Raw genomic sequence first — 22,984 nt, forward strand, 5'->3', positions numbered from 1 at the left:
AGAGGAAGCAATACGACTTAGCGTCCTTCAAAGTCGGCAGTGCGTTTGTCAAGGAATGCAAGAACGCCCTCTTTGAAGTCGCGCGTCTGTCCACATTTGCCTTGTAGTTTGGCTTCTAGGGTCAGTTGTTCTTCTAGCGAATTCTCAAACGATGCACGGATCGCTGTTTTCGCCTCTGCATAAGCTGCCGTTGGACCATTCGCGAGGTGCGTTGCGCGCGCTTTCCACGTTTGAGCGAACTCGGCCTCGGGCACGGCTTCCCAGATCATGCCCCAGCGTTCTGCTTGCGTCGCTGAAATTTTGTCTGCGAACAAAGCGGCACCCATTGCTTTTGCCATGCCCATTTGGCGCGGCATGAAGTACGTTCCACCCGCATCAGGGATCAACCCGATCTTGGTGAACGCTTGCATGAAAAACGCCTTTTCTGACGCGATCACCACATCCGCACCGAGTGCAAGGTTGGCACCTGCCCCAGCTGCAGCGCCATTTACTGCGCTGATTGTTGGAACAGGACAGTCGGTAATCGCAGCGAGCATGGGTTGGTATTCATCGCGCAGGGTGCGTTCCAGATCGATGTTACTCGCGTTTGCGCGATCCCCTAGATCCTGCCCCGAGCAAAACGCGCGTCCTGCACCTGTGAGGACAACACAGCGCGCTTCGCGGCCGCCTGAGCGCACAGCATCGGTGATTTCGGCGCGCATTTGAGTACTGAGTGCATTCATCACATCGGGACGATTAAGAGTAATAACCGCGATATTATCCGCGACTGCGTATGTGATCGTTTGGTAGTCCATGCTCGTCCTCATCTGCAAGACAGGGCGGCGTCACTCGTCTTTGAGCAACTCAGCCAATCTGTTTTTTTCCGTGTCACTTAGCGCAATCATTTCCGGTTCATCCGCACTTTGACGTGTACGCAAATAACCGAAACCAACCCCGCCGGCTAACAACAGCATGAGCGGACCCGCAGCCCAAAGCAACCAGTTGGAGCCTGTGACGGTGGGTCGAAGCAGCACATATTCGCCGTACCGATCAACAATGAACGCGATTGCTTCGTCATTGGTGTCGCCAACGACCAAACGGTCACGCACTAAAAGGCGCAAGTCACGGGCCAGCGGTGCCTCACTTTCATCAATGGATTCGTTTTGACACACAAGACAGCGCAGCCCTTTAGAAAGGTCACGCGCGCGCTGCTCTAACACGGGATCATCAAGGACTTCATCAGGCTGCACCGCGCTCAAAGGGAGCGCGATGAGCATCAGTACTACAGCGAGCGCGTGCTTCATTCCGCTGGCACTTGGGCTTGGCGACGGCGGCGTGCGCCGGCAGCGACACGGAAACGGCGATCAGAGAGGCTTAGGAAACCGCCCAAAGCCATTAGCAACGTTCCGGCCCAGATCCAATTCGCAAGCGGTTTGATGTAGGTACGTAACGTCCATCCACCATCCTGTTGCGGATCCCCAATCACCACATAAACGTCGCGCAAAAAGCGATAATCAATCGCAGCTTCGGTCGTTGGCATTTGTGCCACCAGGTAATTACGCTTTTCAGGGTTCAAAACTGCAAGCTCAACACCGTCACGACGCAAAACGACATTGCCCATCGTTGATAGATAGTTGGGCCCTTCGACGCGATCGACACCTTTCAATTCAAGTTCGAACTGCCCGACCGTGAAAGGCTCATCAATCTTCGCAACGCGAATATCCTCAACCTGCCAAGCCAGCAATCCAGCGATACCAAACATCGTCACACCCAAACCGCCATGGGCGACAGATTTGCCCCAATCCGCACGTGGAAGACGAAGCAGGCGGTTCCATTTGCGCTGCGCACGTATCCAAAGGTCAAGTGCCGCGCCGAAGACCATCCATGCGCCCAGGAACAAGCCAATCGGCCCCATCAGGGAGCGACCCGTTTGCATGACCCAAGCCAACAGTGCCAAAGCCAACGCTAGCCCAAATACATAGCGCATCTGATAAGCGGCTTGACCAATCTTGCCACGCTTCCAAGCAAGAGTTGACCCAATCGGCAAGATCAGACCTAGAACAATCATAAATGGCGTGAAGGCCATGTTAAAGAAAGGTGGTCCGACAGAGAGTTTGCGATCAAAGAACATCTCCGCAAACATTGGCCAAAGTGTTCCAACGAAGACCACGAAACACGACACTGCGAGCAAGATATTGTTGCTCACAAGCGCGCTTTCGCGGCTAACGACACTGAATACACCTTTCGCTTCCATCGCGGATGCACGCATCGCGAATAGGATAAGCGCCCCTCCTGTGAAGAAAGCAAGGATCATCAAGATGAAAACACCGCGCTCAGGATCATTGGCGAAGGCATGTACGGACGTAAGCAAACCGGAGCGGACGATGAACGTACCAATGAGAGAGAAACCAAAGGCGAGAATGGCGAGTAGGATTGTCCAGCTTTTCAGGCTCTCGCGTTTTTCAACAACGATCGCAGAATGCAGCAGAGCAGCCGCTAAAAGCCAAGGCATGAATGATGCGTTCTCGACAGGATCCCAGAACCAGAAGCCACCCCAACCCAACTCATAGTAGGCCCACCAAGAGCCCAGACCGATGCCGATTGTGAGGAATACCCACGCAGCCAGGGTCCAAGGACGGACCCAACGCGCCCAAGCGGCGTCAACACGTCCTTCAAGCAAGGCCGCTACGGCGAATGAGAAGGCCATGGAAAGGCCCACATACCCGAGGTAGAGGAAGGGTGGATGGAACGCCAAACCGGGGTCTTGCAACAACGGGTTCAGGTCTTGACCGTCAAACGGTGGCACCGCGAGGCGCAAGAATGGGTTCGATGTGAAAAGAATGAAGGCAAAGAACGCGACAGCAACGGCAGATTGGATCGCCAAGACCCTTGCGCGCAAAGTCGGCGGGAGATTGTCGCCAAACCAAGCCGCCGATGCACCAAACAGCGTCAGAATAAGCACCCAAAGAAGCATTGATCCTTCGTGATTGCCCCAAACACCGCTGATTTTATAAAGCATTGGCTTGGCCGAATGCGAATTAAGCCAGACAAGGCGCAACGAAAAGTCTGAAGTCACAAAAGCGTACGTGAGCGCGGCAAAGGCAAATGCCGTGAACAAAAACTGCATTTTCGCAGCAGGTTCAGCCACGGCCATCCAGCCGTACCAGTGTTTATGGGCACCTATTAAGGGCACAATCGCTTGCACGATTGCGATTAAAAAGGCGAGGATGAGGGCGAAATGTCCGAGCTCTGTAATCATGAACCAAACTATAGGGCGCGCCCTGCCCGTCGCCAATAGTTTTCGAACGGATTTACGGTTCACATTGTCGCGGGTTTAATAAAGTATTTTTGCCCAATCCCTCAGAGCTGCGTTATTTGGATATGCCGTGCGCATCGGGTGTCTGGCTTGATCTGACTTAGACAACGCAGGCGCGGCATCAGTCATTGCGTCCAACGCCTTAATATTTTGCAGAACAGTTGGTGTATATGCCAGTGACGCCGCAATCTGCTTTTGGAATTGTTGATTTTTGAGTTGATGCCGCGCGCCGAAATAGAACGATACGATCGCGCCAAGAAGCCACCAAAGCGGTTCAGGCACCAGCGCGATCCCCTGCATGCGCGATGCAAACCAAATCGGGTCCGTCATCGCGGACCCAAACAACCCAAGCGTGCCAATCGCCATTGCCGGTCTTGGAATGCGATTCAGCGCATCCATAAAGCGATCAAATAACCCGCGCTGGTGCAGCGCAAACTCGCCCGCGAATTGCGCTAAGGCATCGCCACGCATGACGGCCTCGCGCGCGGCCCCTTTTTCGGCGTTTTCGACAAAAACTTCGGCTGTGTCGCGGATCAAATTTTTCCCACCACCAAAAACCAATCCAAAGAGGCGATCAATCAAGCCCATTTTGCGATCCTTTGCTGAAATTGTTGGGTGCTAAGGTGATACTTTGCAGACATGAAACTCTCTGCACGGGTGATCCAACCACCTTTGCCACCTGCCCGTGTACGCGCGTATTTTCGGCTGGCACTTCGCTTGTCTGCCAATCGAAAATAGTAATTGCGCCGCTCAATCGCATAGGCATCGCTTAGGTATACGCGCGCAGCTTCATTGGCGCGCACAGCCACGGCAATCGTTTGTGGCCCAATCGCACCGTCAGCGCCGCATTCAAATCCCATTTTGACGAACAATCGCTGTAGGATCTTCACCGCATTGCTGCCTGCGTTCACATACATGTCAAACACGCTTGCTTGCAGCACTTGCGGTAGCTTTGCGATGCCCGGTTTATCGAAGTAATGCAGCATGAAGATATCGATCGCTTGTGTTTGGCTTAATCGCTTCACATCCGCGCTTGTCACACTGCCGTCACCGTTGAGATCCAGTCCAAGTCTGCGCATTGTATGAATGGTTACGCCAAACTTCGTAGCACCACCTGGATCGCTTGGATCATTGACGTAGCCCCCTTCGCGCTGAACAATCTCAGCGGCAAGCGCGCGGACATCTTCGTTCTCAACTTCTGGCATGTACCATTCCCCCACTTCCAGACTTCGCTGAAAATGCGGGGGTGTTGGTTAATGATCCGTTAGAGAGCCGCGCGCTTAGGCGTCGGGCTCTTGATAAACACCTTGCGCTTTGAGCGCATCGACGACCTCTTTAGGCATGTAGGTTTCATCATGTTTGGCAAGAATTTCAGAGGCTTCAAAGACGCCGTTGATATATTTCCCCTGCCCAACCATACCTTGGTTTTCCTCAAAGAGATCAGGCAGCACCCCAGTATACGTCACTGGAATGCTCGCGCCGCCATCGGTTACGGAAAAACGAATGATTTCGCCGACACCGCGTTCGATAGACCCTTCTTCGACAAGACCGCCGATACGAAACACTTCATTAGGCTGTGGCGGTTCGGCAATAATCTGGCTTGGCGCGCGAAACAAGTTGATCCCGTCACGCATTGCGTAGCCAATCAGAGCCGTAGACAAAGCGAGTGCGACAGTCGCGAGCGCGACAATCTGAATACGCCGCTTTTTCTTGAGACCTGTCATTGCCATATCGAGAACTCCGAGCGGTTAAGGGAAACACGGTGCGAGCATAAGCCCGTCCGTCTCAGGAAGATTTAACATCAGATTTGCGTTCTGCAAGGCCTGCCCACTGCTACCTTTTGTCAAATTATCCAACACTGCAACAACGATTGCACGTCCCTCAATCCGATCAGCTGCAACCCCAATATGGCAAAAGTTCGATCCACGCACATGATGCGTACTTGGTGTTTCGCCCATCGGAAGTACTTCGATAAACGGCTCATTCGCATATTGCGCAACAAGCGCATCGTACACCGCCGTTGCATGACCTGACACATAACACGTCGCCAGAATGCCCCGATTTACAGGCAACAGATGCGGCGTGAATTGTATACGCACATCACGGCCTGCAAGTTTGCTAAACTCTTGATCAAACTCACCAAGGTGGCGATGTGTGCTGCCAACAGCGTAAGCGTTGTACCCCTCTGACAGTTCCGCATGAAGCAAGTTTTCTTTCAAACTCCGCCCCGCCCCTGATACAGCACATTTGAGGTCGAGGATGATGTCATCCAAACCGATCACACCCGCAGTAATCAAAGGCCGCAAAATGTATTGCCCCGTCGCCGCGTTACATCCTGTCCCTGCCACAAGGCGCGCCGATCTTATGTCTTCACGGTAAAACTCGCTCAGGCCGTAAACCGCTTCTTTCTGGAGATCGACAGCGCTGTGGGCATTGCCGTACCATTTCTCATACGCTTCGGGATCGCTCAAACGAAAGTCAGCGGAAAGGTCCACAACTTTTAGATCACGCGGGAGTTTTGCAATCACCTCTTGGCTGGTCTTGTGTGGCAATGCGCAGAACGCCAAATCTATCTCGCTGAAATCGATATCCGCGATCTTCACCAGATCGGGTAAATCAAGATGACGAAGATGTGGGAAAACCTGCGCAAGTGATTGGCCTGCTTTGCGCTCACCAGAAAGCGCTTTGATCTGCATACTCGGATGAGTTGCGATCAACCGGATGAGTTCCGCGCCCGTGTAGCCCGAAGCGCCAAGAATTGCGATACTATGTGTCATGTCATTGGTCTTTCTAAAGAAATGTCTGTTCGTTCAGCCTTGTTCGAAAGAGATTTCTCGTCGCATAAATTGTGTCGCGCGATCACTGACGCGCGCAGGATCACCGCTTGTGAAATAGCGGTGTGTTTTGCCTGTTCCGATAAAGTCTGGGCGCCGCTCTATATAGTCCGCAAGGCTCTCTGCCACCAAATTCGCTTGAGAGTACACCTTAACATCAGCTCCGAGTGCAGCCTGAAAATGCGTTTCCATCAACGGATAATGCGTGCAGCCCAGAATGGCAGCCTGGGGTGATGGCATCTTACGCTTCAAGGCATCCACATGTGAGCGCACCAAGGCTTCGGCCAAGATCATATCGCCGTCCTCGATCGCATCGACAACACCGCCACACGCCTGCGCTTCCACATCGACGCCAATCGCGCGGAACGCCAACTCGCGCTGAAACGCACGGCTTGCCACAGTGGCAGGTGTCGCAAAAACGGCTACTTCGGTCACGGCAACTTCGCGCGGCGGTGAATTATCACCCCACTGGCGTTCTGTGAGCGCTTCGATCAATGGTACAAACACGCCCAGAACACGCTTGCCTTCTGGTACGCCCGCTTCTTGCATACGACGCAGCGCAGCGGCAGACGCCGTATTACACGCCAAAATCACCAGATCGCAGCCATTGTCCCAAAGGTATTCAACCGACTTTTTCGTCAGCTTATAAATATCCTCGGAATCGCGCACTCCATAGGGCGCGTGAGCGCTGTCGGCGTAATAGACAAAAGGAACGTCAGGCAGACGTGTGCGAGCAGCGTCCAGAACGGTTAAACCGCCAAGGCCACTGTCGAAAATCCCTACTGCCATGATGTCACTCCACCGAACACACCGATCCTTAAGCGTCTCATACGCGCGTGCTACTCAAAAATCCATATGGTTATTCCGCAGCGCGCGCCATTTCGGTCCCGCCAGCGTTGATGACGCTCAAAAGTTCTTCACGTCGTTTGGCCGCTTTGCGTTCATTGGCTTCTTTCACCATGCCAAAACCGCGTATCGACAAAGGCAGTTCCGCAAGCGCAACAATCGCGTCTTCTGTCTGTGCGTTAAGCTTGGGCAGCACAGCTTTCATGTCCGACTCAAACTGTTTGATCAGTGCGCGTTCCATCTTGCGCTCTGCGGTGCGCCCGAACGGATCAAACGGCGTGCCGCGCAGACGTTTAAGCTTCGCAAGCATTTTAAAGCCGCGCAGCATTCGCGATCCGTATTCTTTCTTAATAGGACGTCCATCAGCACCGGTTTTGGTTAGCATGGGTGGCGCAAGATGATACGTGAGCTTCAAATCCCCCTCAAACGCTTCTGCCGCCTTTTCAGCTGTGCTCAGGTGCAAACGCGCAACTTCGTATTCATCCTTATACGACAGCAGCTTGTGGTAGCCTTTGGCCACCGCCTCTTGCAGGGTCTGGTTGTCGATGGAATCCACCAGTTTGCGGTAGCGTTTCGACAAACGCTTGCCTTGATATTTCACGAGATGATCCGCGCGAAACGCGATTTTTTCCTCCAAGGTTTTGGGTAAAGAAATCACATTTGGCGCGAGCAGGTTTTCAACTTGATCAGGATAGAGCACCGCCCAGCGACCTACATCAAATGCATAAAGGTTCTTTTCAACCGCTGCACCATTCAAGCGGATCGCGCCTTGCATCGCTTCAAGCGTCAGAGGGATCAAGCCCCGCTGCCAAGCCCCACCAAACACCAACATGTTTGAAAAAATCGCATCGCCCAATACGACGCGAGCCAGATCAGAGGCATCAAAAAGGTCAACTTTGTCGCGCAAACGTGCTGTCAGCGACAGTTGGAGTTGTTCTGACGGAAGTTTGAATTCCGTATTGCGCGTAAAATCACCTGTGATGATCTCATGGCTGTTCACCACTGCGCCGGTTTGTCCTTCTTTCGTAAGGCCCAGCGTGGAAGAACCGGCACTGACGACCAAGTCCCCCCCAATCAGCGCGTGCGCTTCGCCTGTCGCCACACGAATGGCAGAAATATCCTCAGGGTGATTGGCAAGGCGGCAGTGAATGTGTACCGCCCCCCCTTTTTGCGCGAGCCCTGCCATCTCCATCATGCCAGCCCCCTTGCCATCCAGTTGCGCCGCTTGCGCGAGCACCGCGCCAAGCGTGACAACACCCGTGCCACCAACCCCGGTGATCACAACATTATGCGTCCCCTTGATGCTGGGCAGGTCTGGCATTGGAAGATCGGGAAGTTTCAATTCCGTGGTCGCGGCCTTGCGCGGTGTTGCCCCTTCGACAGTTACAAAAGACGGACAAAACCCTTTCACACAGGAAAAATCTTTGTTGCAGCTTGATTGATCAATCGCGCGTTTGCGCCCCAGTTCCGTTTCATGCGGCACGATCGAAACGCAATTGGATTGCACACCGCAATCGCCACAGCCTTCACAAACATCAGAGTTGATAAACACGCGTTTGTCAGGATCAGGAAACAAGCCACGCTTGCGACGACGACGCTTTTCAGCTGCGCAGGTTTGTACGTAAAGAATGACAGACACACCCGAAGTTTTAGCAAAACTCTCTTGCACCGTTTGAAGTTCAGCGCGCTCATGCATTGCCAGACCGCTTGGGAAGGCGCTTTTCTCCACATCTTCCTTGTCGTCATAGACGACAGCAACGTTTTCAACACCCATCGCCGCAATCTCGCGAGCGATCCGTGGGGCATCAAGTCCACCGTCATTGCCTTGACCGCCTGTCATTGCAACAGCATCATTATAAAGAATCTTGTATGTCATCGTCGTGCCAGCCGCGACAGCTGCACGGATCGCTTGGATACCAGAGTGGTTATATGTGCCATCACCGATATTCTGGAAAACGTGATCACGCGTGCTGAACGGCGCTTCACCAATCCAGTTCGCACCTTCACCGCCCATATGAGTAAAGCCAAGCGTATCACGGTCCATCCATTGCACCATGAAATGACATCCGATGCCTGCATAGGCGCGGCTGCCGGTCGGCACTTTTGTTGATGAATTGTGCGGGCACCCCGAACAGAAATACGGCAATCTTGCTGCGAGTTCGGGCGCATTGTCTGCGCGCCGCGCCTCTTCGAGCGTCGCAAGACCGGACTTGATACCAGAGGTCGAACACCCCTCATCCACCAAAATGTCACCCAAATGTTGCGCAATCATCATCGGATCAAGCGCGCCACGCACTGGAAACAGCTCTTTGCCATTCCAGCGTTCCCCGTAAACGCGGGCGCGCTTGGGGTTATCAAATAGCGCCTCTTTGATCTGGACCTCGATCAGTTTGCGCTTTTCTTCAACCACAACGATCAGATCAAGATCAGCGGCCCACTCGTTGAACCCTTTCATATCCATCGGCCAGGTTTGACCAATTTTATATGTGCTCAAACCAATGCGTTCGGCCTCTGCCTCATCAATGTTGAGCAAAGACAGAGCATGTACCAGATCGAGCCAGTTCTTGCCCGCAGCAACAAAGCCGATCTTGGCACCGGCTTTGCTCCAGACCTCTTTGTCCATTTTGTTGGCATAGCTAAATGCTTCGGCCGCTTGACGTTTGTAGTCAGTTAAGCGCGCCTCTTGCACGTGGCGATCATCCACCAAGCGGATGTTCAAGCCACCATCAGGCATCTCGAATTCAGGTTCGACAAATTGCAAGCGGTGCGGATCACCGTTGACGACAGAGGTCACTTCAACCGTGTCTTTCATAGTTTTCAGACCGACCCAAACACCGGCAAACCGCGACAATGCATAGGCGTAAAGCCCGTAATCCATCATTTCCTGCACACCTGCGGGGCTGACAATCGGCATGTAGGCATCGACCAACGCAAATTCAGATTGATGCAGCACTGTGCTGCTTTCGCCCGTATGATCATCGCCCATAGCCATGATCACTCCGCCATTCTTAGACGTACCAGCCATATTGGCGTGCCGCATGACATCGCCTGTGCGATCTACGCCCGGCCCTTTGCCGTACCACAGACCAAAGACGCCGTCGTATTTGCCTTCACCCCGAAGCTCCGCCTGCTGCGCGCCCCAAAGAGCTGTGGCTGCGAGATCTTCGTTCAAACCCTCTTCGAACTTCACACTTGAAGCCGCGAGTTGTTTCGCGGCGCGCGTCATTTGAAAATCTACGGCCCCCAGTGGCGATCCACGATACCCAGTAACGTACCCTGCGGTGTTCAGTCCTGCGGCTTCATCGCGTGCCTTTTGCATCAACATCAAACGCACGAGCGCTTGCGTGCCATTCATCAGAACCTGAGTTTTTTCCAGATCAAACTTGTCATTCAAAGATGTCGTTTGCAGGCTCATGTGGGTCCCTCCCAAGACAAAACTGATGTGCTGTTACCGGTACGTTAGGTCACAATGACTGACCTTACTAGTAAAATCTCAAATGACGCCGCGTTGATAAGCGCGACGCGCTCAGTTAGGAGTGTATAAGGCCCGTGAATTTGCACCAGATAGAAAGTTGTCACGATGGATTGGGATAAGCTCAGAATATTTCACGCCGTCGCTGATGCTGGCAGCTTGACCCATGCAGGAGACAAGCTTCACCTTTCGCAATCTGCAGTATCGCGTCAGGTGCGTGGTTTAGAAGAAAGTCTAAATACAACACTGTTTCACCGCCACGCCCGTGGATTGATCCTGACGGAGCAAGGCGAGCTTTTGTTTGATGCCACCAGCGCTATGATCAAGCGACTCGACGCCGCCGAAGCGCGCATCAAAGACAGTGAAGAAGAGGTGTTTGGTGAACTTCGTGTCACCACTACAACCGGTTTTGGATCACTTTGGCTCGCGCCGCGCCTGCCGCATTTGTACGAAAAATATCCAGATCTCAAAATCGACTTGATGCTCGAAGAAAAAGTGCTCGATCTTCCCATGCGTGAGGCGGATGTCGCTATTCGCATGAAAGAGCCAAGCCAAGCGGACCTCATCCGCAAACGCTTGATGACGGTCCACATGCAGCTTTACGCCTCACCTGAATACGTCGCCAAACATGGCATGCCTGAGAGCATTGAAGACATCGGCAACCGTCGCCTCATTTGTCAAAACCCGCGCTCGGCTCAAGTTGGCGCCGGCCTTATGCTTATTCAACACCTTTTGGCCTATGATGTTCCTTCGATGTTAACAGTGAACAACTATTTTGGCGTGCTTCAATCTGTTGTGCATGGGCTTGGGATCGGCGTTCTTCCAGATTACGTGACGCAAGACTTTCCTGATCTTGTGCGCATTCTTCCTGATCTGCGCTCAAACGAAGTCCCCGTGTTCCTTGCGTACCCAGAAGAGCTGCGCCAATCCAAGCGCATTCAAGTATTCCGCGACTTCGTACAGGACGAAATCATCGCATACCGCAAAGCACAACGCGAAATTTCTGAAAATAACGAATAAAAACAACACTATAAAATTTATACGTGTTCGCGCGAAAGTTGAGCACAGACCTCAGTTGTTTTCCCATAACTCACAATAACACGTCAGATACACTTACCTCGTTAACGATTAATTAGGTGAGTTTTGACAATGACACTAAAAATTGCTGCCGTCTGTGTTGCGGTAACATTCTGTGCATCTACAGTTTTTGCACAAGCCACAACAACGCAAAGCGCTATCGTGGGTCCCTCTGGTGAAACCCAATATCCTGTCGAAGTTGTCGGCGCTGATGGGGTAAACTATTTCTGCCAATCTGGCACGAGCATCGTAAACGGCGTCGTTGCGCGGCTCTGTCGTCGTTCCGCAAGTTTTGGTGCCACGAGCGGCACAATCGGCAACACAATTGGCGGCGCAGGACTCGGCGGATTAGGTGGGGCAGCAGGCATTGGCGCGGCTCTAGGTGCTGCTGTGTTGATCGGCGTGATGACCAGTGGGGGTTCCACCACAGGCACTAACTAATTTTCAGGACGACCAAAACTTCGGTTTTGCATGCAGAGCTATCAAGGTGCCCCAACGCCTTGGTAGCTCATTTATTTAAAAGGCGCTGTTCACATATTTCTGAGACATCATGCGAATGATGCTTCACGACGCACGCATGGTATTGCATAAGGCGCTTATCACGAAGACTACGACAAAAGGACAATGGTCATGCATGATATCAAAGCCATCCGCGAAAATCCGACAGATTTTGATGCCGCCCTCGCGCGTCGCGGAGATGCACCATTGTCCTCAGAGCTGCTGAGTATTGACGCTGCACGCCGCGCAAAAATCCAAGCTGCCGAAGAAGCGCAAGCTGAACAAAACAAAGCGTCTAAACTTGTCGGTGCCGCCAAAGCGTCTGGCGATGAGGCAGAATTTGAACGCCTCCGTGCGCTGGTCGCTGAAAAAAAAGCAGCCGTCGCGCAGCTTAACGAGGAAGCCAAGGCCGAAGACGCGCGCCTAACAGATATGCTCGCGCGTGTTCCGAACCTTCCAGCCGACGACGTTCCAGAAGGAGCTGACGAAGAAGACAACGTTGAGGTAAAGCTTTGGGGCACGCCGCGAAGCTTTAATTTCACAGCAAAAGAGCACTTTGAACTCGAAGGCGTTGTAGCCTCCATGGATTTCGATACCGCTGCCAAAATTTCCGGCGCGCGTTTTGTGATGCTTAAAGGTGCGGTTGCGCGTATCCACCGTGCTTTGGCGCAATTCATGATCGACACGCATGTGGATCAAAATGAGCTAACAGAGGTCAACAGCCCTGTGCTTGTGCGGGACGAGGCGATGTATGGCACAGATAAGCTCCCGAAATTTGGCGATGATAGCTATCAAACAACCAACGGTTGGTGGCTTGTCCCAACGTCTGAAGTGCCGCTGACCTATTCTGTCGCGGGCGATATTCTTGAGCAAAGCGCGCTTCCCATTCGCATGACTGCTCACACGCTATGTTTTCGCTCCGAAGCAGGAAGTGCGGGGCGTGACACATCTGGCATGCTGCGACAGCACCAGTTTGAAAAGGTCGAAATGGTCTCTGTCACGCACCCTGATGAAAGCGATTCTGAACAAAAGCGCATGCTCGGCTGTGCCGAAGGTTTGCTGGAAGCTTTGGAAATTCCATATCGCACAGTGGTTTTGTGCACAGGCGACATGGGCTTTGGCGCGCGCCGCACCTTTGACATCGAAGCTTGGCTTCCCGGTCAAAATGCCTATCGCGAGATTAGCTCAGTCTCGACAACCGGTGATTTCCAAGCGCGCCGCATGAATGCGCGATTCAAGCCAGAGGATGGCGGCAAACCCCAGTTTGTTCATACGTTGAACGGCTCTGGCCTTGCGGTTGGGCGTTGCTTGATCGCTGTGCTTGAAAATGGTCAGCAAAACAACGGATCCGTCAGCCTACCAAGCGTGCTTGCGCCATATCTGGGCGGCAAAACCACGCTCACAAGCGCAGGCGTTCTCGCGTAACTGCTTGAAAAGACTAAGGCGGCGGCTAAGTTTTAACATATGATAAAACTTACAGCCGCCGTCACCGCTTTGCTTGCAATAGCTTTTGCAGTTTCCCCTGTCTTTACTGCACCGTTCTCGGGCTTTACACCTGATCAACTGCCAATTCCGCAGGTTAATCCCCCTGTGCAACCCGCTGGGTATGCCTTTGCTATTTGGGGTGTGATTTACCTTTGGCTGATTATTTCAGCGGTGTTTGGGCTTTGGAAACGCTCTGATGACACGGCAATCGACTGGCATGATGCGCGTAAACCACTTGTTGTGAGTTTGCTTATTGGCGTCCCTTGGATCGCAATCGCGACAACAAGTGCGATATGGGCGAGTGTCACAATCATCCTTATGGCAATCGGCGCGATCATGGCACTCATCAAAGCGCCAAAACGTGACCGCTGGCTCTTTCAAGCGCCGGTGGCACTATACGCAGGTTGGCTTACAGCAGCGAGTTGGGTCTCCATCGCCACGGTTTTTGCAGGCTATGGCATCTTAATGGATGCGTTTGGTTGGGCCATCGTAGGCATTACGGGCGCTTTGATAATCGCCCTTTTGGTCTTTCGCCAACGCTCCTCTGCACCGGAGTATTTTGCAAGCATCATCTGGGCGCTCATCGGAATCATTGTTGCAAACACCACTGAAACCTTAACGATCAGCATCCTTGCAGCAGTCGGAATTTCCCTACTCACCCTAACGCTGATCAAGAGCCAGCGCGCTTAGCGCTGACGCTCTACGTTTGATTTCATGTGCTTACGCAGCTTCGACGGTCCTGCCTTTTTGCGCCCTTTGAACGGGTTAGCGTCGTTTTGAGAGCGCATATAAAGACGGATCGGCGTGCCCGGCATGTCAAAATCGGTGCGCAAACCGTTGACCAAATAACGCGAATAACTTTCGCTCATTTTGTCCGGCAATGAACACATAACAACAAAGCCAGGCGGGCGCGTTTTAGCCTGGGTCATATAGCGTAGTTTGATACGTTTGCCTGCAGGTGCGGGCGGCGGGTGCGCTTCGACCATACCAGCCAACCAACGGTTCAAGGACGCTGTAGACACACGCGTGTTCCACGTCTCGTATGCGCGTATAATCGCATCGTGCAAACGATCCAATCCGCGACCCGTCTTAGCAGAAACCGTTACCAAAGGTGCACCACGTAACTGTGGCAGCAAACGTTCGAAACTCTCGCGCAGATCCCGCAGTTTGTTTTGTTTGTCGTCTTCGATATCCCACTTATTCACCGCAACGACCACTGCGCGGCCCTCGCGCTCGGCCAAATCCGCGATACGCAGATCTTGTTGCTCAAACGGAATAGCTGCATCCAGCAGTACAACGACCACCTCGGCAAATTTTACAGCGCGCAGACCATCAGACACAGACAGCTTTTCAAGCTTGTCCTGCACTTTCGCTTTCTTGCGCATACCTGCGGTGTCAAAAATGCGAATATGCGTGCCAAGCCATTCTGTACGCAGCGAAATCGCGTCGCGCGTGATACCTGCTTCAGGACCTGTCAAAAGGCGATCTTCACCCAGAATGTTATTGATGAGCGTTGATTTTCCAGCGTTCGGACGACCGACAACTGCAATCTGCATAGGCTTTTTCGCAGTTGGCATCACAAAGGCTGTGTCTTCGTCCCACTCGCCATCTTCATCCAAGCTCACGTCAACCTCAGGTGCTTGCTCAACCGCGCGCTCCTCAAACCCATCAGCGATGGGCATAAGCTGGGAATAAAGGTCATTCAAACCTTCGCCGTGCTCTGCAGAGAGGCGAATAGGCTCTCCAAGACCAAGCGAATAAGCTTCGATCACACCAGCATCGGCCGCAGAGCCTTCGCCCTTGTTCGCAGCCAAAACCACATGCGCCGATCGTTTACGCAAAATTTCAGCAAAAACTTGATCCGCAGGTGTGACCCCTGCCCGCGCATCAATCATAAACAGACAAATGTCAGCCATATCGACAGCACGCTCAGTCAAGCGGCGCATGCGACCTTGAAGGCTTTCATCGGTCGCTTCTTCCAAACCCGCCGTATCAATGACGGTAAAGCGCAAATCCGCAAGACGCGCTTCGCCTTCACGCAGATCGCGCGTCACACCCGGCTGGTCGTCAACGAGCGCGAGGCGCTTGCCAACAAGGCGATTAAAAAGCGTGGATTTGCCCACATTCGGGCGGCCCACAATGGCGAGGGTAAAGCTCATGAAAAGCTCCAAAACAAATGGTCAGAGCGCCGCTCTAACCTAGAACGGCGCTATATAAAAGGGGGCTATCGCACGAGCGCTTGTGCAGAGCTGCGGTTAGCGCAGCGCGTGCAATACACCTTTGGCAGAGACAACATATAGAGTATTGCCAGCAACCACAGGGTTTGTCGTCACACCACCCGGCACTTCGACAGAGCTGAGCAGCTCACCGGACACAGGGTCATAGCTACGGATAACACCATCATTTGAACCCACAATCACACGGCCACCCGCAACAACAGGGCCATAATGCGCGACAATCTCAACACTGCGGCGACGCACTTCTTTGGTAAAGAATGGCAAACGCGTGCCCCAGATCCGCTCACCAGAGCCGGCATCAAGACGCACCAATTCATTGCGATCCGTCACAGCAAAAACAGAGCCACCGACAGGCCAAACAGGCCCAAGTGCGCCATCTTTTGCCGTCCACAAACGCGCCCCGCTGTCTTTGTTCAGCGCAACAATGCGGCCTGAATAGCTGCCTGCGTATATTGTGTCGCCTTGGATGACAGGATCACCCGTGATGTCACTTACAGTTGTCGCAGCTATGCCGCGGCGGCTGCCTGCAACAGTTGCATCCCAACGCCGTGTGCCGCCTTGACGAAACGCGGCTTGCAACTCGCCCGTGCCATTCGCAAAGATAACGAGGTCTTCCCCGACCGCAGGTGCGGGTCCGCCAGACACGCGTGATATACCCGCAGAGCCATCAAGCTGCCAAGCAACCCGCCCCGAATCCGCATTGACGGCCCAAGCGACGTTGTCGCCACCGACGACATACACCAAACCGCGCGAAATCGCTGGCGTTCCCGTTGTCGCCGCAAGCAAATCTTGCTCCCAAAGCGTCGCACCGCTGGATGGATCAAGCGCACGCAAGGTGCCGAACCCTGAAGTGACGATCAATTTTCCATCACCAAACGCGAGGCCACCGCCCCCTGCATCGCTTTCGCGATCACGCTCCGGCGTTAGATCAACGGACCAGAGCGGCGCACCGCTCAGCGATACGGCAGTCACAGTGCTTTTCGAATCCATCACAAAGATGCGCCCATCTGCGATGACCGGATCTGCTGTAATACGATGACGACGGCTATCACCCGCACCAATCGGGGTAGACCACTGCACGCCAGTCAATGAACTTGCGAGCGCAGGGTGCGCTGTGCGCGTGGCTGGTGTCCCTATGCGTTGTTGCCAATTTGCGTTGGCGCTTTGACCCGGCAGTGAAATCTGCTGTGCAACATTTTCTGTCAGCACGCGCTGCTCTGACGTTTCACCAAAAGGCGCGCGCAGATCTTCGCGCTTGCCTGGTAAAATAACGTCATTTTCAGCGCAACCTGCTAACACAGCCGCTGTCAGCCCTGCCATAATAAGTTTTGCGTGTGTCACTGCTCAAAGCCCCCTTTGATAGTGCAACCCGTCTAATGCGGGCTTTTTATGATCGGCGACAAAGCCGCCGATTGCTCAATTTTGTCCGCTCAGAACCTCAGGCTCTGCGCCCAGTGCGATAATGAGTTGTGTTGCGCGTTGACGCAAGCCCGCTGTGACCTCTGCATCCACAACAATGCCTTGTAGCTTTTCAAGCGCGGCCTCTGTGTCTGCGGTTTCAATGTCAATCAAAGCAAGTTGCTCTGTTGCCAAAAGGCGCAAAGACGTGCCCGGTGCGCTGAGCGCTTCTAGACGGATGCGGCGATCTTCCACGCTCAGCGATCCGTCACTTTGACTTGCCGCTTTGAAAGATGCGATCTGACGGTAGATCTCTGGCAAGCTGCCATCCACCGCGATTTTCTCAAGCGCAGCTTGCGAACCTGCGGCATCGTCCGATGCGCCCTGCTCTGCTGCTTGCATCAGCGACACAACAGCTTTCGCTCCTTGGGTGATGTCTTGGCCACGCACCTCTTCAAGCGCGGCAACACGTGCTTCCGGCTCATCTGCTTCTAATGCCGCAAGAATAGCATCACCTGCAGTTTGTGCTTTCGCGAGGGTTTGCGCTTTGGAGTATTCGTTATAGGCCGCACCGCCAACAATCGCCAAGATAGCAAGAACCGCAATCCAGCCATACTTGCGCAAATAGCCATAAAGACGGTCGCGACGGACCTCTTCGCTGACTTCTTCAATAAAACTATCGGTATCGCTCATGCGCCTGCCCCAACTTATTTACCCCCAACTTTTTGCCTCTCATATCGCGATGTCACAGCCCTGCCAAGGGGCCGTCACACCCTTGCCATGTGATGCGCGCACTTTGGCGCAGTGACCTAAGGCGTTCCATCGTAGACAATATGTTGCGAAAGCGCCGCTAAAAAACTAATCTGAACTCGCGAGTTTAGCGTATAGCCTATATGACATTGTACTTTTTAAGAACAAGCCTATGTCGGACGAAGACGCCGACGTTGTGTACAAAGACCGAATTGAGGATGGCCCGCAGATGAAACTCATTCCATTGATCACCGCCATTTTGGTGACAGGATTTCTCTACTTTCTGGTGTTCGAGCGCGAAGAGCTCATGGCATTTGCGCAATCGACAACCTCTGATACGGCACAAGACGGTGATGCAGACGTTGCACAAGATGGCGATCAAGACGAAACAGCGATCCGCGTTTTCGCGGTGAAGTCGCAAGCACGTATGATTGACAGCGCAGTGATCTTACGGGGTCAAACAGAAGCTGCACGCTCTGTAGAGGTACGCGCGCAAACGTCGGGTCAAGTGACTTCAGAACCACTGCGCAAAGGCAATTATGTGACTGCGGACCAGTTGTTGTGCCAGATTGACGTCGGAACCCGTGAAGCGTCGCTTGCCGAAGCAAATGCACGCCTCGCAGAAGCGCGCGCCCGTGTTCCCGAAGCGCAAGCGCGTTTGGATGAAGCCATGGCCCGCCTTGATGAAGCAAAAATTAACGACAATGCAGCATCAAAACTAAGCCAAGGTGGCTTTGCCTCCGAAACGCGCGTAGCATCTGCACAGGCGAGCGTACGTGCTGCTGAAGCGGCTGTTGCCTCTGCCAAGAGCGGACTGGAGAGCACAGGTGCTGGCATTCAAAGCGCAGAAGCTGCGATCGCCAGTGTCCAGAAAGATATCGACCGCCTACAAATCACTGCCCCTTTCGAGGGTCTGCTCGAAACAGACACGGCGGAGCTCGGTAGCCTCATGCAGCCCGGCGCTCTCTGTGCAACGGTGCTACAACTTGATCCCATAAAGCTTGTCGGGTTTGTGCCAGAAACGGATGTTGACCGCGTTGAAATCGGCGCATTGGCTGGTGCGCGCCTTGCAGGTGGTCAAGACGTTCAAGGTCGCGTGACGTTTCTATCGCGCTCCGCTGATCAAACCACGCGGACATTTCGCGTCGAAATACAGGTGCCGAACGCAGATCTGAAGATTCGTGATGGTCAAACAGCTGAAATCATTGTCGCCGCGGATGGCGCAAGCGCGCATTTGCTCCCGCAATCAGCTTTGACATTGAATGATGACGGCGATCTGGGCGTGCGCACCGTCGATACGAACAATCAAGCGCAGTTTGCAAAACTGACCCTGCTGCGAGACACCGCAGAAGGCGTTTGGGTCGCAGGCCTACCCGAAACTGCCAACGTTATAACCGTAGGGCAAGAATACGTCATCGATGGCGTGTCGGTGTTGCCAACCTATGAGGAAACAAAGCAATGACAGGTATCGTTGATTGGGCCGCAGAACGCGCCCGCATGGTCATCGCCTTTATCGCCCTCACGCTTCTTGCGGGGGGCTTTGCCTACTGGGGTCTTCCCAAAGAAGGCGAGCCGGATATTGAAATTCCCGCGCTCTTTGTCTCCGTTCCCTTCCCAGGCATTTCTGCTGCTGACAGCGAAACCTTACTTGTCAAACCGATGGAAACAGAACTGGCGGATCTCGATGGTCTAAAATCGCTCTCTGGAACAGCCGCAGAGGGGTATGCAGGCATCGCGATGGAGTTCGAATTTGGTTGGGACAAAACCAAAGTCATGGCCGATGTGCGCGACGCTATGAATGCCGCTCAGGGCAAGTTCCCTGTTGGCGCAGAAACTTATTCCATCAATGAAATCAACTTTTCTGAGTTTCCAATCATCATTGTGAACCTCACAGGCAACGTGCCAGAGCGCACCATGGCCAAAACTGCCAAGGACCTTCAGGAGCGCATCGAAGCACTCGACGCCGTCCTAGAAGCGGGCATCGCTGGCAACCGTGACGAGATGCTTGAGGTGATCATCGATCCTTTGCGACTAGAGGCGTATAACGTCACCGCAGGCGAGTTGATTTCCGTCGTTCAAAATAACAACCAATTGATTGCGGCAGGCGAAATTGAGTCAGAGCAAGGCTCTTTCGCTGTAAAAATCCCTTCTTCCTTCAACGATCAAAGGGATGTCTATGAGCTTCCAGTGAAGGTAAATGGCGACCGTGTCGTGACGCTTGGTGATCTTGCAGACATATCTTTGACCTTTGAAGACCGCGTTGGCACAGCACGCTTTAATGGTGAAACATCCGTCGCGTTGCAGGTGGTAAAGCGCAAAGGCTTTAACCTGATCGATACAGCCGAGCTCGTAAAAACCACTGTTGAAGAAGCCCGCGCTGAGTGGCCCGAAGCGCTACAAGCCTCGATCGACGTGGGTACCTCTAATGATCAATCCCGCACCGTTGGTTCTATGGTGAGCCAGCTCGAGGGCTCTGTTCTAACTGCGATTGCCCTCGTGATGATCGTGGTGCTTGCAGCCCTAGGCACGCGCCCTGCCCTATTGGTCGGCTTCGCGATCCCTACGTCGTTCCTGCTTTGCTTTGTCTTTCTTGCCGTAATGGAAGTGACCATTTCAAACATTGTGATGTTCGGTCTGATCCTTGCAGTTGGGATGTTGGTCGATGGCGCCATCGTTGTGGTCGAATATGCAGACAAACGCATCGCTGATGGCTCTGGCCCAATGGACGCCTATGTTGAAGCCGCAAAGCGCATGTTCTGGCCCATCGTTTCGTCCACAGCAACAACGCTTTGTGCGTTTTTGCCGATGCTGTTCTGGCCTGGTGTCCCCGGTCAATTCATGGGCATGCTGCCGGTCACGCTCATCTTCGTTTTGTCTGCGTCCTTGGTCGTCGCGCTTGTTTATCTGCCAGTTATGGGCGGCGTAACAGGTCGCTTGAGCCGCGCATTTGGCAACACGTCCGATGCATTGCGCGCCAAATTTCCATGGATCGTACGCGCCATTTTGGTGCCGCCAGCGCTTTACACTGTCTTTTTGGGGGCCATGCAGGTTCTCAACCCAGGTTATCTTTTCGGCGGAACTCCAATTGCTGATGGCTTCGTTGGCGCACTGCCAGGTATCGCCCTCTTCCTGTTTGGCGCATTCGCGGCTTCTGTCACGCTGGGTGCTGCCAAATTCGAGCGCAAGCGCACCAAGATCAAAGCTGGTCATCGTCGCACGCTCTTTGGTGTTTTGATCAAAGGTATCACTGGCAATCCGATCATGCCATTGGTCTCCATTGCAGCGGTTGGTTTCTTTGTCATGAGCACGTTCAGCTACTTTGGCGAGAACAACAATGGCGTTGAATTCTTTGTCGAGAGTGAACCAGAACAGGCCATCGTTTATGTGCTCGCACGCGGAAACTTGTCCCTGTCTGAAAAAGACCGTCTGGTCGCCAAAGCCGAAGACGTCGTCCTTAAGCACCCCGGCGTGCAAAGCGCATTTGCGTTCGCTGGCGAAGGCGGCTTGAATACAGACGCCTCAGGTGCATCGACGCCAAAAGAGACAATTGGTCAAATCCAGCTTGAAACAATTCCTTGGGAAGATCGCGTAGACCGCCCCGAACTTGACGGTGATACCGTGATTGCAGAGCTCACGCGAGAGCTGCAAAAGATCCCGGGTATTGAGATCGAGATCCTCGCCCAAGCGCGTGGTCCTGCCTCTGGCAAGCCAGTTCAACTTCGCTTGAAAGCGGATGATTGGGATGACCTGTTAGACGCAACTGCAATCGCACGCGCACAGTTTGAAACCACCGAAGGTTTGAAACTGATTGAAGACACCCGTCCTTTGCCGGGTATTGACTGGCAAATTGACGTTAACGTGCAAAAAGCAGGTCGCTACGGCGCGGACGTGGCAACGGTTGGCGGCATGGTTCAGCTTGTGACCCGTGGCTTGCTGTTGGACACGATGCGCGTTGACAGCTCGGATGAAGAGATCGAAATTCGAGTACGTTTGCCCGAAGAAGATCGCGTTCTCAGCACACTAGACACGCTCAAGGTGCGCACACGTGATGGCCTAATCCCACTGAGCAATTTCACCACTCGCAAACCTGTCCAGAAACTGGCCGAGATCAATAGGATCGATCAGAAGCGCTATTTTGATGTAAAAGCAGCTGTTGAAAGCGATCTTACAAAGTCAGTTGTTGGCGAGGATGGCGAGGCAAAAGACGTGCCCATCACCCCGAATGAACGCATTACTGCGCTTACCGAATGGTTGGAAGCAGAGCCGTTTCCTGCTGGCGTGGACTGGGAATGGACTGGCGATCAAGAGGACGAGGCCGAAAGCCAGCGCTTCCTCTCGACAGCTTTTGCTGGTGCGTTGGGCTTGATGTTCATCATCTTGCTTGCGCAGTTCAATAGCTTTTATAACTCTGTCTTGGTCCTTCTTGCAGTAATCTTGTCTACAACAGGTGTGCTTATTGGTATGCTTGTGATGGATCAGGCCTTCTCCATCATTATGACGGGTACAGGTATTGTTGCGCTTGCTGGAATCGTGGTGAACAACAACATTGTTCTGATCGATACCTACCAAGAATACAGTCGCTACATGCCAAGGATTGAAGCAATCGTGCGCACTGCCGAAGATCGTATTCGCCCAGTTTTGCTGACAACGATTACAACGATGGCTGGTCTGGCTCCAATGATGTTCGGTCTGAGCTTAGACTTCATCGGAGGTGGTTTCACAGTCGATAGCCCGACAGCTCTCTGGTGGAAGCAACTTGCAACAGCGGTGGTCTTCGGACTTGGTATTGCGACGGTTCTGACACTTGTGTTTACACCGTCAATGCTAGCTCTTCGCGTCTGGGCAACGACCTACATTCAATGGATCGCGCGTCTGCTGGCCAAATTGTCGATGGGGCGTTCAAGCGCAGCTGCAAGAGACTGGGCACTGCAACGTGAAGCACGTCGCATAAAAGCGCCCATGATCCTTTGGGAAGACGACGAAGAGACGGACGAGGATTACGCGCCAGAGGCAGAACCAGCGATGATCATGGTCTCACCGCTCAAAGCTGCAGAGTAACGGCAAACGTAGGGTGCGTGATCTCACGCACCCA

The 22,984-nt window shown here is 53.3% G+C and carries 18 protein-coding genes; 6 read left to right on the plus strand and 12 right to left on the minus strand.

Translation table 11 applies throughout. The features are described from left to right. Nucleotides 1-17 precede the first annotated feature (17 nt). The 9 genes from ACTG3Z_RS07870 to ACTG3Z_RS07910 all read right to left on the minus strand — a co-directional run bounded on the left by ACTG3Z_RS07870 (nucleotide 18) and on the right by ACTG3Z_RS07910 (nucleotide 10,390). A complete protein-coding gene (locus ACTG3Z_RS07870) occupies nucleotides 18-794 on the minus strand; it encodes an enoyl-CoA hydratase-related protein (RefSeq protein ID WP_439142396.1) in 777 nt (258 codons plus the stop codon). A 30-nt stretch (nucleotides 795-824) separates the two neighbouring features. Further along, nucleotides 825-1,283 carry a cytochrome c-type biogenesis protein gene (locus tag ACTG3Z_RS07875; protein WP_439142397.1) on the minus strand — a complete coding sequence of 153 codons (459 nt, stop codon included), beginning with the start codon at nucleotides 1,281-1,283 and terminating at the stop codon, nucleotides 825-827. Continuing rightward, nucleotides 1,280-3,238: a heme lyase CcmF/NrfE family subunit gene (locus ACTG3Z_RS07880; protein WP_439142399.1), complete on the minus strand. Its 1,959-nt coding sequence runs from the start codon at nucleotides 3,236-3,238 to the stop codon at nucleotides 1,280-1,282. The genes ACTG3Z_RS07875 and ACTG3Z_RS07880 overlap by 4 nt, the downstream gene beginning before the upstream one ends. Nucleotides 3,239-3,313: 75 nt before the next feature. Continuing rightward, nucleotides 3,314-3,883: a holin family protein gene (locus ACTG3Z_RS07885; RefSeq protein ID WP_439142400.1), complete on the minus strand. Its 570-nt coding sequence runs from the start codon at nucleotides 3,881-3,883 to the stop codon at nucleotides 3,314-3,316. After that, nucleotides 3,874-4,500: a holin-associated N-acetylmuramidase gene (locus ACTG3Z_RS07890; RefSeq protein ID WP_439142402.1), complete on the minus strand. Its 627-nt coding sequence runs from the start codon at nucleotides 4,498-4,500 to the stop codon at nucleotides 3,874-3,876. Before ACTG3Z_RS07890 ends, ACTG3Z_RS07885 begins: the two co-directional genes overlap by 10 nt. A gap of 75 nt (nucleotides 4,501-4,575) precedes the next feature. After that, entirely contained in the window at nucleotides 4,576-5,019 is a 444-nt protein-coding gene (gene ccmE / locus ACTG3Z_RS07895) for a cytochrome c maturation protein CcmE (protein WP_439142570.1), read from the minus strand. A gap of 24 nt (nucleotides 5,020-5,043) precedes the next feature. Further along, nucleotides 5,044-6,072 (minus strand): N-acetyl-gamma-glutamyl-phosphate reductase, encoded by a 1,029-nt coding sequence (gene argC, locus ACTG3Z_RS07900; protein ID WP_439142403.1) that lies wholly within the window; start codon nucleotides 6,070-6,072, stop codon nucleotides 5,044-5,046. A gap of 33 nt (nucleotides 6,073-6,105) precedes the next feature. After that, on the minus strand, nucleotides 6,106-6,918 hold the full coding sequence (locus ACTG3Z_RS07905) for a glutamate racemase (RefSeq protein WP_439142404.1): 813 nt from the start codon (nucleotides 6,916-6,918) through the stop codon (nucleotides 6,106-6,108). A 70-nt stretch (nucleotides 6,919-6,988) separates the two neighbouring features. Beyond that, a complete protein-coding gene (locus ACTG3Z_RS07910; protein ID WP_439142405.1) occupies nucleotides 6,989-10,390 on the minus strand; it encodes an indolepyruvate ferredoxin oxidoreductase family protein in 3,402 nt (1,133 codons plus the stop codon). 165 nt (nucleotides 10,391-10,555) lie between these two features. On the opposite strand from ACTG3Z_RS07910, the gene ACTG3Z_RS07915 reads away from it, so the two are divergent. From ACTG3Z_RS07915 to ACTG3Z_RS07930, 4 genes are all read left to right on the plus strand, one after another. Further along, nucleotides 10,556-11,467 carry a LysR family transcriptional regulator gene (locus tag ACTG3Z_RS07915; RefSeq protein ID WP_375266059.1) on the plus strand — a complete coding sequence of 304 codons (912 nt, stop codon included), beginning with the start codon at nucleotides 10,556-10,558 and terminating at the stop codon, nucleotides 11,465-11,467. Between the two features lie 129 nt (nucleotides 11,468-11,596). After that, a complete protein-coding gene (locus tag ACTG3Z_RS07920; protein WP_439142406.1) occupies nucleotides 11,597-11,965 on the plus strand; it encodes a hypothetical protein in 369 nt (122 codons plus the stop codon). 189 nt (nucleotides 11,966-12,154) lie between these two features. Next, nucleotides 12,155-13,447, plus strand: coding sequence for a serine--tRNA ligase (gene serS, locus ACTG3Z_RS07925; protein WP_439142407.1), 1,293 nt, complete (start codon nucleotides 12,155-12,157; stop codon nucleotides 13,445-13,447). Nucleotides 13,448-13,486: 39 nt separating this feature from the next. Continuing rightward, entirely contained in the window at nucleotides 13,487-14,197 is a 711-nt protein-coding gene (locus ACTG3Z_RS07930; RefSeq protein WP_439142408.1) for a hypothetical protein, read from the plus strand. On the opposite strand, the gene der is transcribed toward ACTG3Z_RS07930, so the two are convergent. From der to ACTG3Z_RS07945, 3 genes are all read right to left on the minus strand, one after another. Then, complete coding sequence (gene der / locus ACTG3Z_RS07935) at nucleotides 14,194-15,666, minus strand: ribosome biogenesis GTPase Der (protein ID WP_439142410.1); 1,473 nt, start codon at nucleotides 15,664-15,666, stop codon at nucleotides 14,194-14,196. The two genes, ACTG3Z_RS07930 and der, sit on opposite strands and share 4 nt — an antisense overlap. A gap of 96 nt (nucleotides 15,667-15,762) precedes the next feature. After that, nucleotides 15,763-17,085, minus strand: a complete 1,323-nt coding sequence (locus ACTG3Z_RS07940) for an outer membrane protein assembly factor BamB family protein (protein ID WP_439142411.1) — start codon at nucleotides 17,083-17,085, stop codon at nucleotides 15,763-15,765. A 75-nt stretch (nucleotides 17,086-17,160) separates the two neighbouring features. After that, entirely contained in the window at nucleotides 17,161-17,835 is a 675-nt protein-coding gene (locus ACTG3Z_RS07945) for a hypothetical protein (RefSeq protein ID WP_439142412.1), read from the minus strand. A 286-nt stretch (nucleotides 17,836-18,121) separates the two neighbouring features. Here ACTG3Z_RS07945 and ACTG3Z_RS07950 point away from each other — a divergent pair, with 286 nt between their 5' ends. Both ACTG3Z_RS07950 and ACTG3Z_RS07955 read left to right on the plus strand, forming a co-directional pair. Continuing rightward, a complete protein-coding gene (locus ACTG3Z_RS07950) occupies nucleotides 18,122-19,354 on the plus strand; it encodes an efflux RND transporter periplasmic adaptor subunit (protein ID WP_439142571.1) in 1,233 nt (410 codons plus the stop codon). Beyond that, nucleotides 19,351-22,950, plus strand: a complete 3,600-nt coding sequence (locus tag ACTG3Z_RS07955) for an efflux RND transporter permease subunit (protein WP_439142413.1) — start codon at nucleotides 19,351-19,353, stop codon at nucleotides 22,948-22,950. Before ACTG3Z_RS07950 ends, ACTG3Z_RS07955 begins: the two co-directional genes overlap by 4 nt. Nucleotides 22,951-22,984: the final 34 nt, after the last annotated feature.

Origin of the sequence: Planktotalea sp., from assembly GCF_965659345.1 — a bacterium.
Taxonomy (GTDB): Bacteria; Pseudomonadota; Alphaproteobacteria; order Rhodobacterales; family Rhodobacteraceae; genus Planktotalea.

Bases quoted from the DNA above. Each gene is read 5' to 3' on its own strand.
- ACTG3Z_RS07870 (WP_439142396.1), bottom strand. From the start codon at position 794: ATGGACTACCAAACGATCACATACGCAGTCGCGGATAATATCGCGGTT.
- ACTG3Z_RS07875 (WP_439142397.1), bottom strand. From the start codon at position 1,283: ATGAAGCACGCGCTCGCTGTAGTACTGATGCTCATCGCGCTCCCTTTG.
- ACTG3Z_RS07880 (WP_439142399.1), bottom strand. From the start codon at position 3,238: ATGATTACAGAGCTCGGACATTTCGCCCTCATCCTCGCCTTTTTAATC.
- ACTG3Z_RS07885 (WP_439142400.1), bottom strand. From the start codon at position 3,883: ATGGGCTTGATTGATCGCCTCTTTGGATTGGTTTTTGGTGGTGGGAAA.
- ACTG3Z_RS07890 (WP_439142402.1), bottom strand. From the start codon at position 4,500: ATGCCAGAAGTTGAGAACGAAGATGTCCGCGCGCTTGCCGCTGAGATT.
- ccmE (WP_439142570.1), bottom strand. From the start codon at position 5,019: ATGACAGGTCTCAAGAAAAAGCGGCGTATTCAGATTGTCGCGCTCGCG.
- argC (WP_439142403.1), bottom strand. From the start codon at position 6,072: ATGACACATAGTATCGCAATTCTTGGCGCTTCGGGCTACACGGGCGCG.
- ACTG3Z_RS07905 (WP_439142404.1), bottom strand. From the start codon at position 6,918: ATGGCAGTAGGGATTTTCGACAGTGGCCTTGGCGGTTTAACCGTTCTG.
- ACTG3Z_RS07910 (WP_439142405.1), bottom strand. From the start codon at position 10,390: ATGAGCCTGCAAACGACATCTTTGAATGACAAGTTTGATCTGGAAAAA.
- ACTG3Z_RS07915 (WP_375266059.1), top strand. From the start codon at position 10,556: ATGGATTGGGATAAGCTCAGAATATTTCACGCCGTCGCTGATGCTGGC.
- ACTG3Z_RS07920 (WP_439142406.1), top strand. From the start codon at position 11,597: ATGACACTAAAAATTGCTGCCGTCTGTGTTGCGGTAACATTCTGTGCA.
- serS (WP_439142407.1), top strand. From the start codon at position 12,155: ATGCATGATATCAAAGCCATCCGCGAAAATCCGACAGATTTTGATGCC.
- ACTG3Z_RS07930 (WP_439142408.1), top strand. From the start codon at position 13,487: ATGATAAAACTTACAGCCGCCGTCACCGCTTTGCTTGCAATAGCTTTT.
- der (WP_439142410.1), bottom strand. From the start codon at position 15,666: ATGAGCTTTACCCTCGCCATTGTGGGCCGCCCGAATGTGGGCAAATCC.
- ACTG3Z_RS07945 (WP_439142412.1), bottom strand. From the start codon at position 17,835: ATGAGCGATACCGATAGTTTTATTGAAGAAGTCAGCGAAGAGGTCCGT.
- ACTG3Z_RS07950 (WP_439142571.1), top strand. From the start codon at position 18,122: ATGAAACTCATTCCATTGATCACCGCCATTTTGGTGACAGGATTTCTC.
- ACTG3Z_RS07955 (WP_439142413.1), top strand. From the start codon at position 19,351: ATGACAGGTATCGTTGATTGGGCCGCAGAACGCGCCCGCATGGTCATC.